The 13,920-nt window shown below is 66.0% G+C and carries 10 protein-coding genes; 9 read left to right on the forward strand and 1 reads right to left on the reverse strand.

All coding sequences use genetic code 11. From position 1 onward, the window contains the following. Positions 1 to 28: 28 nt before the first annotated feature. Positions 29 to 1,321 carry an ABC transporter substrate-binding protein gene (locus CXQ91_RS12960; RefSeq protein WP_104174319.1) on the reverse strand — a complete coding sequence of 431 codons (1,293 nt, stop codon included), beginning with the start codon at positions 1,319 to 1,321 and terminating at the stop codon, positions 29 to 31. Positions 1,322 to 1,593: 272 nt separating this feature from the next. On the opposite strand from CXQ91_RS12960, the gene CXQ91_RS12965 reads away from it, so the two are divergent. The 9 genes from CXQ91_RS12965 (at position 1,594) to CXQ91_RS13005 (ending at position 13,903) form a co-directional block, all read left to right on the forward strand. Further along, positions 1,594 to 2,613, forward strand: a complete 1,020-nt coding sequence (locus CXQ91_RS12965; protein WP_104174320.1) for a LacI family DNA-binding transcriptional regulator — start codon at positions 1,594 to 1,596, stop codon at positions 2,611 to 2,613. A gap of 9 nt (positions 2,614 to 2,622) precedes the next feature. Then, positions 2,623 to 3,633 (forward strand): Gfo/Idh/MocA family protein, encoded by a 1,011-nt coding sequence (locus CXQ91_RS12970; RefSeq protein WP_104174321.1) that lies wholly within the window; start codon positions 2,623 to 2,625, stop codon positions 3,631 to 3,633. A gap of 17 nt (positions 3,634 to 3,650) precedes the next feature. Next, positions 3,651 to 5,285 (forward strand): acyl CoA:acetate/3-ketoacid CoA transferase, encoded by a 1,635-nt coding sequence (locus tag CXQ91_RS12975; RefSeq protein ID WP_104174322.1) that lies wholly within the window; start codon positions 3,651 to 3,653, stop codon positions 5,283 to 5,285. Between the two features lie 32 nt (positions 5,286 to 5,317). Continuing rightward, positions 5,318 to 7,585, forward strand: coding sequence for a GMC family oxidoreductase (locus CXQ91_RS12980; protein WP_104174323.1), 2,268 nt, complete (start codon positions 5,318 to 5,320; stop codon positions 7,583 to 7,585). Then, the gene (locus CXQ91_RS12985) at positions 7,582 to 8,406 is read left to right on the forward strand and encodes an enoyl-CoA hydratase/isomerase family protein (protein WP_104174324.1); all 825 of its coding nucleotides are present in this window, start codon (positions 7,582 to 7,584) and stop codon (positions 8,404 to 8,406) included. The genes CXQ91_RS12980 and CXQ91_RS12985 overlap by 4 nt, the downstream gene beginning before the upstream one ends. A 40-nt stretch (positions 8,407 to 8,446) precedes the next feature. Continuing rightward, entirely contained in the window at positions 8,447 to 9,964 is a 1,518-nt protein-coding gene (locus CXQ91_RS12990) for an aldehyde dehydrogenase family protein (protein WP_104174325.1), read from the forward strand. Positions 9,965 to 9,991: 27 nt separating this feature from the next. Continuing rightward, complete coding sequence (locus CXQ91_RS12995) at positions 9,992 to 11,209, forward strand: glycoside hydrolase family 88 protein (protein ID WP_104174326.1); 1,218 nt, start codon at positions 9,992 to 9,994, stop codon at positions 11,207 to 11,209. Further along, complete coding sequence (locus tag CXQ91_RS13000) at positions 11,206 to 12,819, forward strand: GMC oxidoreductase (RefSeq protein ID WP_258073961.1); 1,614 nt, start codon at positions 11,206 to 11,208, stop codon at positions 12,817 to 12,819. Before CXQ91_RS12995 ends, CXQ91_RS13000 begins: the two co-directional genes overlap by 4 nt. A 61-nt stretch (positions 12,820 to 12,880) precedes the next feature. Further along, positions 12,881 to 13,903, forward strand: a complete 1,023-nt coding sequence (locus CXQ91_RS13005) for a LacI family DNA-binding transcriptional regulator (RefSeq protein ID WP_104174327.1) — start codon at positions 12,881 to 12,883, stop codon at positions 13,901 to 13,903. The last annotated feature ends 17 nt before the right edge of the window (positions 13,904 to 13,920 follow it).

Here is a 13,920-nt window from a genome sequence, read left to right on the forward strand (position 1 = left end):
CTTTCCGACTTGGTTGGCTGACCGGCTGTTACAGCTGGGTCTTCTGGGCCTGCGTCATGCTGGCGATGAAGGCATCGATGTTGCTGCTGCCGTTGAAGGTGGAAACTGCGTCTGCGTACGTCTGGGCGAATTCGGCTCCGGCGGCCTGGGCGTGTGCCAGGGAAGACACCACTGCCCCTGAGGCCAGGCTCTTGGCAGCTTCCTGCTGGTATGCGGACAGCCCGGAGATGTCGGCGGAGGTCACCGCCGGGATTGACCCCTTCTTGGCGGCGAATTCCGTCTGGATCTTCGGGTCCATCAGGGTCTTCAGCCACGTCCGGGCGGCTTCGGCATGCGGAATATTGTTGGCCGGGATGGAGAAACCGTCACCGACGTAGTCGAAGATGTCCTCCTTGCCGGGGAAGCTCACCCAGGCGAAGTCCTGGCCGGGCTTCTTTCCGGCGTTGAGCAGCTCACCGTACGCCCAGTCCCCCATCAGGTTGACGGCGCAGTCGCCGTCGGCCATCTTCTTGGCGGCTTCATCCCAGGTGATGGCCGAGTGATCCTTGTTGGCAAGGGCCAGGATGGCCTTGTAGTCCTCCAGAGCCTGCTTCACTTCGGGGGCGTTGAAGGAATACTCGTCGGTGAACAGCTTCGTCCAGTTGTCTGCACCCGCCCGGGACATGATGAGGGACTCCAGCAGCTGGGCCGAGGCGAAGATGTCCTTGTCTCCGAGGCAGACCGGCGTGGTTCCGCTGGCCTGGACCTGCTTGAGGCTGCTGATGAGTCCGTCGACGCCGGCAGCGGCGTCGATCCTGACGTTGGCCTTGGCCAGCACGGACGGGTTGGTCCACAAGACGTTGCCGCGGTGGACACCGATCGGAACGGTGTAATACTTGCCGTCGACCTGCTGGGCTTCGGCCACGTCCTTGGGCATCTGGGACGCCCAGTTGCCCTCGGTCCACAAATCCGTCAGGTCAGCGACCTGCCCGCCGTCGACGTAACTCTTCAGCTGCCCGGCGGGATGTACCTGCCAGGCATCCGGCGGGCTGCCGGCCTGCAGCCTCGCGGCCAGGGCCTGTCGCGCGTTGGCGCCGCCACCGCCGGAGACCGCCGCATTGTCCACGGACAACCCGGGTGAGGACTTCTTCACGCCGTCGATCAGCACGTTGAGCGCATCCGCCTCTGAACCGGAGGTCCACCAGGACGTGATTTCGAGTTTGTCCGAGCCTCCCCCGGTGGAGCTTCCGGCGGGGGCGTTGGCGGAACATCCGGTTACTGCAATGAGGCTTGCTGCTGCCGTTGCGACCAGCGAAATCCTGAGCTTGTTAGGTGCACGCATGACTACTCTCCTTTGGGTTGTCAGACGCCGGATAAGGCCCGGCTGGAGCCTGCGTTGTGATTCAGATTACATAGTTAAGTAGATCGATGCAATACATATCTCATGTCTGCCCTGAGGAACTCCGTGGATTCCAATGCAATGTGAACCCGACGAGCTTCACATCCTCCTATATCGGGGTTTTACCCTGGTGGATTTCTATTAGATCGGTCTACCAACTACATCAGAAACGTGGTAGAAATATTAGACCGAGCCTGAAGGGAGGTGGACAGGCAATGAAGAAAGTGACTCTGAATGATGTCAGCAGGGCCGCTGGAGTATCGCGATCTACTGCATCGCTCGTGCTGCGGGGAAACCCGCGGATTCCGGAGGCAACGTCAGACCGCGTGCGGCTGGCCATGGCCGAACTCGGCTATGTCTACAACCGGCAGGCCGCGAACATGCGCCGCAGCGAATCCATGACCCTGGGACTGATCGTGACGGACATCCGCAACCCCTATTTTGCGGGCCTGACCATGACCATCGAGGAGGCCGCGCACGACGCCGGATACACCCTCTTCGTCGGGTACAGCAGGGACGATGTGGAGCGGCAGTACCTGCAGCTGGAGACCATGGTCCAACAGCAGGTCGACGGCATTTTCCTGCTTCCGGCCACAGGGTCCGAGCTGGCCCCGGTCTGCGGCATCATTGACCGTTCCTCCGTGCCGGTTGTCCAGCTGGCCCGGTACTTCTCGGAGGAACTGGACTATGTGGGCCCCGACAACGTCGCTGCCGGCCAGCAACTGGCACAGCACGTGTCCTCCCTGGGGGCGTCAACGGCGGTGTTGGTCGGCGGCCCGGAGCATTCTTCGGCACGTACCGAACGGATCAAGGGCCTGGAAACCGGGTTTACGGGAAGTGGCGTGGCGTTCGATGCTTCCCTGTCGGCCGCGACAACGAACAACGCTGCGGGCGGGTCCGAAGGCGTGGCCCGCGTCCTTGACCAGGGGATCTGGCCTGACTGCATCGTCGCCTACAGTGACGCGGTCGCCCTTGGAATCTACGCCGAACTGCGCCGGCGAAACCTCGACCCGGGCCGCGACGTCTCGGTGGCCAGCTTCGACGACATCACCATGGCCGAACTGCTGCTGCCGCCGCTGACTTCGGTGTCCACCTACCCCGAACTGATCGGACGCAGGGCAGCCGAGCTGCTGCTGAACCGTATCCGCGACCCGGCGCTGCAACCACAGCGTTCCCTCATTGAACCGGCCCTGAAAGTCAGAGCCTCCACCGCCCAATGGCGACCCCGAACGTAGGAGAACAGAATGCCAGCACTGAAATGGGGCCTGATCGGCGCCAGCGACATCGCTGCCACCCGGGTCATCGGCGCTATCCGGGCCAGCGGCGGTGACACGGTTGGCGTCTTCAGCGGGTCGGCAGACCGGGCCAGGGACTTCGCCGCGGTCCACGGGCTGCCCAACTTCACCACAGAACTGGACGGTCTGCTGGGCTGGGACATCGACGCCGTCTACATCTCCTCCACGAACGCCTTGCACTTCGAGCAGGCAACCAGCGCGCTCACCGCCGGAAAGCATGTCCTCTGCGAGAAGCCACTCGCCCTTGAAGCCGGCCAGGCCGAGGCCATGGTGGAACTGGCAGAGGAGAGGGGCTTGGTGCTCGCCGCCAACCACCACCTTCCCGGCAGCCCCCTGCACGCCACAGTGCGCGATCTCGTCGCGGCCGGCGCCATCGGCACAGTCCTCTCGGCCAAGATCGCCCACGCGGTGCTCCTGCCGGAACGGCTCCGCGGCTGGCGGCTCGGGAAAGGCACCCCCGGGAGCGGAGTGATCCTGGACATCACCTGCCACGACGCTTCGGTGCTGAACCCGCTGCTGGGCACGCCGGTGGCAGTCACCGCCTTGGCCGTCCAACAGGCCGGCTGGAACACCGGAGGACAGGAAGATGCCGCCATGACCGTCATCCGCTACGAGCGGGACGACCTGCCACCGGTTCTGGCCCAGACCCATGACTCGTTCACCGTCGGATACGCCGGGACCTCCCTGGAAGTCCACGGAACGGAAGGCACCATCCGGGTCACCGACGCCATGACGCAGGACACCCCGGGCCAGGTCATCCTGACCACCGGGTCAGGCAGCCGGGCGGTCGACGTCGACTGCTCAGAAGACCTCTACGTCATCGGCCTGCGAGCCTTCATCGCAGCAGTGGATGGCACGGGCCGCCCTGCGGCGACCGGCCGGGACGGCCTGATGGCCCTCAAGGTCGCCCTCGCCGCCCAGGAATCCGCAAACTCCGGACGCACCGTCCACATCAACTAACAGCCAGAAAGAACACCATGCAGAAGGTACAGATCCTCACCGCCCGCGAAGCAGCGGACCTCATCAACGACGACGACGTCATCACCGTCAGCTCCTCCAGCGCCCTCGGTTGTCCGGACAGCGTCCTGGCTGGAATCGGCCAGCGGTTCGAGGAAACCTCCCACCCGGTCAACCTGACTTCCGTGCACCCGATCGCCGCCGGCGACATGTACGGCGTCAAGGGCATCGACCACATCGCCCGGCCGGGGCTGCTCCGCAAGGTCATCGCCGGGTCCTACCCCTCCGGACCCTCGAGCGCGGAGCCGCCGCTGATCTGGCAGATGATCGAGCGCGACGAAGTGGAGGCGTACAACTTCCCGTCCGGCGTCATCTACCAGATGCACCGCACCGCGGCGGCCAAGCAGCCTGGCGTCTTCACCCAAGTGGGCCTGGATACCTTTATCGACCCGCGCCTCCAGGGCGGACGGATGAACGGCACCACACCCGCAGGCCTGGTGGAAACCGCCGCTCTGGCCGGGAAGGAATGGCTGTTCTTCCCGTCCATCATCCCCAACGTCGCGATCATCCGCGCCACCACCGCCGATGAATACGGCAACCTGACTTTCGAGGACGAAGGATCCCCGCTCGGTGCTCTGGACCTGGCCTACGCCGCGCACAACAACGGCGGCGTCGTCATCGCCCAGGTCAAGCGCCTGGCTGAGGCCGGCAGCCTCCACCCGCAGCATGTGAAGGTTCCCGGCATCCTCGTAGACGCCATTGTGATCGCCGTAGACCAGCTGCAGACCACCCTGACCCCCAACGATCCCGCGATCTCGGGTCAGCTGCGCAGGCCCCTGAGCTCGCTCCCCCACATCGGCTTCTCCCTGGAGAAAATCACTGCCCGCCGCGCCGCCCAGGAGCTCAAAGCAGGCGAAATCGTGAACCTCGGCTTCGGCGTTTCCGCCCTCGTCCCGCACGTCCTGGTCGAAGAAAACCAGGGACGGGAAGTCAGCTGGGTCATCGAACAGGGCGCCGTCGGCGGCGTTCCGCTGCTGGACTTCGCGTTCGGCTGCGCCCAGAACCCCGACGCGATCATGCCCAGCATCGACCAGTTCACCCTCCTGCAGGGCGGCGGCTTCCACCGTTCGCTGCTTTCCTTCCTGGAAATCGACCGGCACGGCAACGTCAACGTCCATCACCTGCCCAAAAAGCGCCACGTCACCGCGGGCGTCGGCGGCTTCGCCGACATCACGTCGTCGGCCCCGGAGATCATCTTTATGGGCGCCTTCACTGCCGGACGCCGGGACATAGCCGCCGGCGCGAACGGCCTGGACATCCGGGCCGACGGGCCCTTCACAAAGCTTGTCAACGATGTCTCGGCCGTGACATTCTCGGGACCCCGGGCCCTGGCCCGCGGCCAGAAGATCAAATACATCACCGAACGCGCGGTGTTGGAACTGACCGCCGACGGCCTCGTCGTCACTGAAATTGCCCCCGGCGTCGACCTGCAAAAGGACGTCCTGGACCGCTGTGAATTCCCGCTCATCGTCTCCGCGGACCTGCGAACCATGGACCTCGCCCTGTTCGCCGACGCCCCCGTCGGCCTCCACCTTCCGACGCTGCCGCTGCACGAGCGGATCGAACAGCGCACCGCCTCGCTGGCCGCGCACTGACGCGCGGCCGAAACGCCTGAAAGGACCCTCCAATGAGCAGCCTCCGCATCCTCACGCCCTACGAATCCGAACTCGCCGATGCCCTGTTTGAGGCGATGTTCCCCACCAACGGTGACAGCCCCGACGTCCGCGACGCGGGAGTCACCGAATATCTGGACCTCACCCTGGAGGGCTACGGACGCAAGGACCTCCCCCGCTACCAGTGGCTGTTCGGCGCCCTGGACCGCTACGCGGACAACAAATACGGCAGGAACTTCGCGGCCCTCACCCTTGACGAACGAACGGACACGCTCATCCTGCTCGAGCAGGGGGAACTGACCGAACAACTCCCCGCGGCGGAACAGCGGGATCTCTTCGGGCTGGTTGTCTCCCATCTGCAGGAAGGTCTCTTCGCGGACCCTGCCCACGGCGGGAACAAGGACACTGTCGGCTGGAAGTTCCTCAAGCACCCCGGCGTCTGGCTGGAAAACTCGGCCGAAGAAAACCTCAGCGCCGAGCATGTGACCAAGGGCGGGGTCATCAAGACCCTTGCCGACGCGATGCAGGAAATCCCCCGCGACGCCGACGGCCACCGGCTCAAGCAGCTCGGCTACGAAAACGCCGTCAACCCCCAAATGACCGATGAAGTGGACGTCCTGCTCGTCGGGGTGGGCGCCATGGGCGGACTCAGCGCCCAGGTCTTCGCCGAGGCCGGCCTGAGTGTCGTCGGCCTCGAAGCGGGCCCCTTCCGTCCCCTCGATGAGTTCCTCCCCGACGAACTCGAACACGCCTACTACACCCGGGGCGGGCTTGGCCCGAAGTTCCAGCAGGAGACCCCGCGCTGGCGCGAAACCGCGGACGAGGAGGACAGCCGGGAGGCAACCTTCTCGCTGGGCCGCATGGTTAACGGCGTCGGCGGTTCCGCGGGACATTACGGTTCGTGGCTGCGCCGCTTCCACCCGTGGCAGTTCGCCCCGAAGAGCCACTACGACGGGCTGTACGGACCGGACGCGCTGCCCGAGGACTGCACCCTGGCGGACTGGCCTGTCACCTATGAGGAACTGGAGCCGTTCTACACCAGGCTCGAGCACCTGATCGGCATTGCCGGGGACGAGTCCAACCCGTTCGTCAAGCGCAGCAAGCCGCTCCCGCTGCCGCCGACCCGCCCGTTCATCCTGGGCAACAAATTTACCGAGACGACCAAAGCTGCCGGGCTGCACCCGCACCCCGTGCCCGTGGGCTTTACGACGGAATCCTACGGCGGGCGTCCCGCCACCGGCTACAGCGCCTGGAACAACGGCCTCGGTTCCTTCCGGGGAGACCGCTGGCACCCGGGCCTGGGGCCGGTGCCGGCCGCCATCGAAACCGGGAACTTTGAGCTGCGCACCCACTCCCGCGTCACCCGGATCATCATGGACGACTCCGGTGCCGCCCGCGGCGTCGAATGGGTCGATCCCCTCGGCCGCGTCCGCCGCCAGTACGCCCGCGCCGTCATCCTGTCGGCCTATACCTACGAGAACCTGCGACTGATGTACCTCTCGGCTGACTCCCGTCACGAGAACGGGCTCGGTAACAACACCGGCCAGCTGGGCATGCACTACATGACCAAGATGTTCGGCCACGTCGACGCCCTCTTTCCCGGCACTGAGTTCAACCGCCACACCGGCCCCGCCGCGCAGGGCGTCGTCCTGGACGACTTCCTCTCACCCGGGTTCCGCTCCCTGGACCACGGCTTCATCGGCGGCGCCACCCTTGGCGCCGAACAACAGGCCTTGCCGCTGCAGATCGCCCGCGAAACCCTGCCCAGGGACGTCCGCCGCTGGGGTGCCGGCTACCGCGACCACCTGAAGCTCTGGTCCCAGCAGGGCGTCATCCGAATCCAGCCCGACGCGCTGCCCTATGCTTCGCACCGGCTGGAGATCGACCCCCGGCACCGCGACTCCTCCGGGCTTGGCATGCCGCTGGTCCGTGTGACCTACCGGCTCCGCGACAACGAGCGGCGGCTGGCGTCCTGGATGGCGGACAAGGCAACAGGCCTGCTCCGGGACATGGGTGCCACCAAGACCTGGCAGGGCCCGTACTTCACCGGCGTCGGCTCCAGCCACGACCTTGGCGGCGCACGCTTCGGCCACGACCCGAAGGCCACGGTGCTGGACGAGCACCTCGCCGTGCACGACACCCGCAACCTGTACATGTACTCCGGTGCCGCTTTTCCCAGCTGCCCCGGCATCAACCCCACCCTGACCATCTGGGCCATCGTCATGCGCGCCGCCGAACACCTCGCCGGCGAACTCGGCGGACACCGAAAGGACCAGCCATGAGCACCGAAACCACCCCCATGACAGAACAGCTCATCAGTGAGGCCACCGAACAGGTCACCGTCGGCTACTCCGCAGACGGCCACACGGCCATCATCGTGATCGACAGGTCATCGAAGCTGAACGCCCTGACCCTTAAACTCCTCGACGACCTTGCCGCTGCCGCCCGGGAGGTTGCCGCGTCGTCGGCCCGGCTGGTCGTCGTCCGCACTGGGGGTAAGAAGGTCTTTTGCGTCGGTGCGGACATCAACCACTTCGCAGGTCTCGGTGCGGCAGGGATGTGGCGGGACTGGATCGCCACCGGGCACCGCGCCTTCGATGCCCTCGCCGGGCTGCGGCAGCCCAGCATCGCCGTGATCGACGGCCTCGCCTTCGGTGGCGGGCTGGAGCTTGCCTTGGCTTGCGACTTCCGCGTCATCGCCGCCGACGCACGGGTGGCACTGCCCGAAACGGGCCTGGGCACGGTTCCGGGGTGGGGCGGCACCGAACGGGCCACTGAACTTGTCGGCAGGGCGCGGGCCAAGGAACTCGTCCTGACCCGCCGTCAGCTCTCCGGCGAGGAAGCCGTCGCCTGGGGACTGGCCACCGCCGTCGCACCCAAAGACGAGCTGGAAGGCGCGGTGGCGCGGCTCAGCGCCGACCTGCTGGCGGGGGCGCCGCTGGCGGTGCAGCTGGGCAAGCAACTGATCGACGCAGCCGCCGACGGCGCCCCGTCCCGGGTACTCGAAGCCCTGGCCGGCGGCCTCGCCGCCGCCACCGACGACCTCGCCGAGGGCGTCGCGGCCTTCCGGGAAAAGCGCCCGGCGCACTTCACGGACAACTGACGCAGCCCGGCACACAGAACTCTTTCTAAGGACACCAGACATGGAAACCAAGAGCTACACTCTCGACGACGTCGAGCCCACCTACCGCCCGATGATCATCGACGGCGAAGACGCCCAGGCACAAAGCGGCCGGACCTTCACCCGGCTGAGCCCGGCCCATGAAGTCGAGGTCACCTCCTTCCCGCGCGGCGGCCAGGAGGACGTTGACCGTGCGGTCATCGCCGCCCGCACAGCCCTGGACCGCGGCTGGCGCCAGTCCAGCGGATCCGAGAGGTCCAAGCTGCTCCTGAAAGTCGCCGACCTCGTCCGCCGCGACGCCGAAGCGCTGGCGCTGGCCGAAACCCTGGAGACCGGCAAACCGATCACACAGTCCCGCAATGAAGTCGCCGGCACCGCCGAGCTGTGGGAATACGCCGCCAGTCTGGCCCGCAACACCCAGGGCGACGCCCACAACGCCCTCGGACGGGACACGCTGGCCATGGTGGTCCACGAACCCCTTGGCGTGGTCGGCATGATCACGCCGTGGAACTTCCCGCTGCTGATCATCAGCCAGAAACTGCCGTTCGCCCTGGCCGCGGGCAACACTGCCGTGATCAAACCCAGTGAAAGTACGTCAGCCACCACCGTCATGCTGGGCCAGCTTATCCGCGAAGCGGGCTTCCCAGCCGGCGTCGTCAACATTGTCACCGGCGACCGCGTGGTCGGGGCGGCCATCGCGGATCACCCCGGCATCGACATGATCAGCTTTACCGGCTCCACCGGTGTGGGCAAGGGCATTGCCGCCGCGGCGGGCCGGGACCTGAAGAAGGTGGAACTCGAACTCGGCGGGAAGAACCCGCAGATCATCACGCCCAACGCTGACTTCACCGCCGCAGTCGACGCCGGCGTCTTCGGCGGCTACTTCAACGTCGGCCAGTGCTGCAATTCCGGCAGCCGCCTCATCGTGCATCGTTCCATGGCCGACGAATTCGCCGCCGCCGTCGTCGAGCGGGCCAAGCACATGCGCGTGGGCGACCCGCTCAAGGCAGACACCCTCGTCGGTTCCCTTGTCAACGACGCCCAGCTCGCCGTCGTCGAACGCTACGTGGCCGAAGGCCGCGACGCCGGGGCCCACCTGCTCACCGGCGGCGACCGCCTCGATACCGGGCTCAACGGCCGCTTCTTCCAGCCCACCGTCTTCACGGACGTGACCGCCCGGATGTCCATCGCCACCGAGGAGATCTTCGGACCCGTCCTGTCCGTCCTGCCCTACGACACCCTGGAGGAGGCCATCGGGATCGCAAACTCCACCTCGTTCGGCCTGTCCGCGGGGATCTGGAGCAACGACATCAACGAAGCCCTGACCGCTGCCCGCGATCTGCGCGCCGGGACCGTCTGGGTCAACCGCTGGATGGACGGCTACCCCGAAGTGCCGTTCGGCGGCTACGGACACAGCGGCATCGGCCGCGAACTGGGGCGCCAGGCCCTCGCAGAGTTCAGCGAACTGAAAACCATCCAGCTCCAGGTCGGCATCCGCGAAAACCGCTGGGTCGATGCCCCCGACGCCGCCCGCCGCTAAGACCCCAAACCCCTGAAAGAAACGAAGATGACAACCACAACCACCGCAGCCCCCGCGAACGCCACCGCGGAAGTGCTGCCGACCATGCTCCCCCTCACCCTCCCTGCCGGGTATGAAGTGCCGGCAGCGTTCCGTGAGGCAGCCGCCAAGGCTTGGAAAACCGCCTCAGCGAAACTGGACGGACTGATCACCCGGCACCCGGACCGGTTCCCGCTGTACACCGGGGAAGGCAAATGGGTGGTCGACGGCGAGGCATGGACCAACTGGTGCGAAGGCTTCCTCGGCGGCCAGCTCTGGATGCTCTCCCGCCGGGCCGGTGACGCCGACCGCGCCCGCTTCCGCAGCGCCGCCGAACACTACTCGGAGCTCATTGAAGAACGGAAGAGCGACGACACAGTCCATGATCTGGGCTTCCTTTTCTGGTCCACCTACCGGCGCTGGTACGAAGCCACGGGCGACACCACCAAGCGCGACGTCGTCATCGAGGCCGGACGCACCACCGCCAGCCGCTACCGGGAAACCGGCCGGTACATGCCCAGTTTCCGCCAGCCCGACAGCCTGTTCATCGACATCATGATGAACATCCACATGGCCCTCTACGCCGCGCAGCAGACCGGTGACCAGGACATGGCCCGCAAAGCCGTGGACCACTGCCTGACCACCCGCCGCTTCCTCATGCGCGGCGACGGCTCCGCCTCCCACGAAGGCATGTTCGACCTGGAAACCGGCGCCTTCCTGAAGCAGACCACGCAGCAGGGATTCTCCGACGAAGGATCCTGGGCCCGCGGACAGGCCTGGGCCCTCTACGGCTTCGGCACCGTCTACCGCTTCACCGGTGAACGGCGCTTCCTCGAAACAGCCATTGCCGCCGCCGACTTCTACATCGAAAAAACCGGCGACCGCCTCGTCCCGCCCAACGACTGGGACGAACCCAACCCCGCCCGCGCCTACGAAACGTCCGCAGCTGCAGCCGCAGCCGGAGGCTTCTGGCAGCTCGCCGGCCTCGTCCAGGACCGGACCAAGGCCAAAATCTACGCCGACTACGCGGTGGACATCCTGCGCCGCCTCACCGGGGGCGACTTCCTGGCCAGCCCGGGCGAGGACTGGGAGGGCGTGCTCAAGCACGGCAGCTACCATGAAGGCAAGGACCTGGGCGTCGACGAATCCGTGATGTGGGGCGACTACTGGTTCCTGGACACCATCGACCAGATCCAGCAGTTCGACGAAGCCCGGAGGGGCCAGTGAACACCGTGTCGCGGACAACCATCGACGAGGCACCCCGTCCGGAAGCGCCGGCAGAACCGGTGCTTCCGGACGAGGTGATACGGACTGACATCGCCATCATCGGATCAGGCATGAGCGGCGGCACCATGGCGTACGCCCTCAAGGACTCCGGCGCCAAGGTCCTGATCATCGAACGCGGCCACCGCCTGCCTGCGGAGCCGCAGAACTCCGACCTGGACGAGGTGTACCTCAAAGGCCGGTACAAGAATGCCGACACCTGGTACAACGGCCGCACCGGCGAAGCCTTCAAGCCCGGCGTCTACTACTGGGTGGGAGGCTGCACCAAGGTCTACGGCGCCTGCCTGCCGCGCTTCCGCGCCAGCGACTTCGAAGAAACGACACACCAGGACGGGACCTCGCCGGCATGGCCGTTCAGCTACGAGGACCTCGAGCCCTACTACGCGCGGGCCGAGAAGCTGTTCCGGGTCCGTGGCCAGATCGGCGAAGACCCAACCGAGCCGGCCCATTCCGAGGCTTACCCATTCCCGGCCCTGGACCACGAACCGGTCATCCAGGACCTCGCCGGCTCCTTCCGCCGGCAAGGCCTGCACCCGTTCCGGATGGCCAACGGCCTCGACGCCGACACTCCTGAGAAGCGCGCCCTCTGCGCCACCAGCGACGGCGCCCCGAACGAAGCCGGACTGAAGTCCGACGCCGAAAAGATCGCCATTGACCCGGCCCTTGCTGCTGGGGTAGGTCTCATGACGGGCACCAAGGTCTTCCGCCTCATCCCCGGACCTGACGGGCGGACCATCGTCGCAGCCCTGGCTGAACGCGACGACCAGGTCATCCGTATCGAAGCCGACAAGTTCATCCTCGCCGCAGGCGCCGTGAACTCGGCAGCGCTCCTGCTGGGCTCGGCCACTCCTGAGTTTCCCCGCGGCCTGGCCAACTCCTCCGGACTCGTGGGCCGGAATTACATGGTGCACAACAGCACCTTTTTCATCGGCATCAACCCGTTCAGGGTCAACCCGACGCTGTGGCAGAAAACCCTGGGCCTCAATGACTGGTATGAAGCCGGACCCACCAACAAATACCCGCTGGGAAACCTGCAGATGCTCGGAAAGCTGCGCGCCAGCATGCTCAAGATGGCCAGACCCTGGGCGCCATCCTGGCTGCTGAAAGCCCTGTCCGACCGCAGCATCGACATCTACCTGACCACCGAGGACCTGCCGCGAAAGAACAACGGCATCAGCCTGGTCAACGGAAACATCCACGTCTGGTGGGAGCCGAACAACCTCGGGCCCCACAAGGAACTGGTCCGCCGGATCGGCAAGGCCGTCCGGAAGGCCGGGTATCCGGTCATCTTCAGTGAGCGCATGGGCATCGAAACCAACTCCCACCAATGCGGAACGGCCGTGGCAGGACACGATCCCGCCAGCAGCGTTCTCCGGCCGGACTGCCGCGCCCATGATCTGGACAACCTCTGGATCGTGGACAGCTCCTTCTTCCCCTCATCCGCTGCCCTCAATCCGGCCCTGACCATCGCGGCCAATGCCCTCCGGGTCGCGGACACCATCCTCGCCACCCGCGACCCGGGCGTCCAGCGGCTCTCCGCGGGAAAGGATTGATAAAGTCGAGACGCGGGGAGCGCCGCTTCTCCGCCTATCGACCCACCGGCAGGATTACAGCATGGCCCCGCGCATCACCCTCGAAGACGTGAGCAAGGCTGCCGGCGTCTCCCGTTCCACGGCTTCCCTCGTCGTTCGCGGCAGCTCCCGCATCCCGGAGTCCACAGCCGCCAAGGTACGCGAAGCCATGAACGAGCTGGGCTACGTGTACAACCGGCAGGCCGCCAACCTGCGGCAGAGCCGGTCGATGACCATCGGGCTCATCGTCACCGAGATCATCAACCCCTACTTCGCCGAGCTGGCGATGGCCGTCGACCAGATCACCCATGACTCCGGCTACACCATCTTCATCGGTTACAGCCGTGACCACGCTGACCGCCAGCATGAAATCATCTCGTCCATGATCGAACGCCAGGTCGACGGGATCCTCCTGCTGCCGGCGCCGGACACTGACCCGGAAAAGCTCGCCAAGCAGGTCAATGCCGCCAATGTCCCGGTGGTGCTGCTCGCACGCCGGTTCGCCGGCTTCGATTACGTCGGCAGTGAGAACGTCAAGGGGGCATCCATGCTCGGAGGTCACCTCTCGGCGTTGGGCTGCCGGAGCGTGGCATTCCTCGGTGGCCTGGCGGCATCATCCCTCGCGGAACGGGAGGAAGGCCTGCGGGCGTCGCTTGAACCCAATGGCTGCGAAGTGTGGAGCACGGACGAGTTCCGCAGCCCCATCACCCCCGAAGGGGGCGCCGCCGCCGTGGGCCGGCTCTTCGACCAGGGAAAACTCCCCGACGCGATCATCGCCTATAACGACGCCGTCGCCCAAGGCGTCTACGACGAGATGCGGCGTCGCGGGCTGGAGCCCGGCCGAGACCTCGCGGTGGCATCCTTCGATGACACCCGTATCGCCGCAAGCCAGGTTCCGCCCATGACATCCGTGGCAGGATTCCCCCAGGAGATCGGGGCGAAAGGCACCGAAATGCTGATGACCCGCCTCTCCGACGGGAACGCAGACATGCCAACGCAACAGACTCTCATCCAGCCCCAGCTCAAGATCCGGTCGTCCACGGCCACCTGGCGGCCCCGGACGTAACCACGCCGTGCGGTATT

The organism is Arthrobacter sp. Y81 (genome assembly GCF_002929335.1).
In the GTDB taxonomy this organism is placed as follows: Bacteria; Actinomycetota; Actinomycetes; order Actinomycetales; family Micrococcaceae; genus Arthrobacter.

Excerpts from the sequence above, each read along its gene's own strand:
- CXQ91_RS12960 (WP_104174319.1), bottom strand. The coding sequence starts at position 1,321 with ATGCGTGCACCTAACAAGCTCAGGATTTCGCTGGTCGCAACGGCAGCA.
- CXQ91_RS12965 (WP_104174320.1), top strand. The coding sequence starts at position 1,594 with ATGAAGAAAGTGACTCTGAATGATGTCAGCAGGGCCGCTGGAGTATCG.
- CXQ91_RS12970 (WP_104174321.1), top strand. The coding sequence starts at position 2,623 with ATGCCAGCACTGAAATGGGGCCTGATCGGCGCCAGCGACATCGCTGCC.
- CXQ91_RS12975 (WP_104174322.1), top strand. The coding sequence starts at position 3,651 with ATGCAGAAGGTACAGATCCTCACCGCCCGCGAAGCAGCGGACCTCATC.
- CXQ91_RS12980 (WP_104174323.1), top strand. The coding sequence starts at position 5,318 with ATGAGCAGCCTCCGCATCCTCACGCCCTACGAATCCGAACTCGCCGAT.
- CXQ91_RS12985 (WP_104174324.1), top strand. The coding sequence starts at position 7,582 with ATGAGCACCGAAACCACCCCCATGACAGAACAGCTCATCAGTGAGGCC.
- CXQ91_RS12990 (WP_104174325.1), top strand. The coding sequence starts at position 8,447 with ATGGAAACCAAGAGCTACACTCTCGACGACGTCGAGCCCACCTACCGC.
- CXQ91_RS12995 (WP_104174326.1), top strand. The coding sequence starts at position 9,992 with ATGACAACCACAACCACCGCAGCCCCCGCGAACGCCACCGCGGAAGTG.
- CXQ91_RS13005 (WP_104174327.1), top strand. The coding sequence starts at position 12,881 with ATGGCCCCGCGCATCACCCTCGAAGACGTGAGCAAGGCTGCCGGCGTC.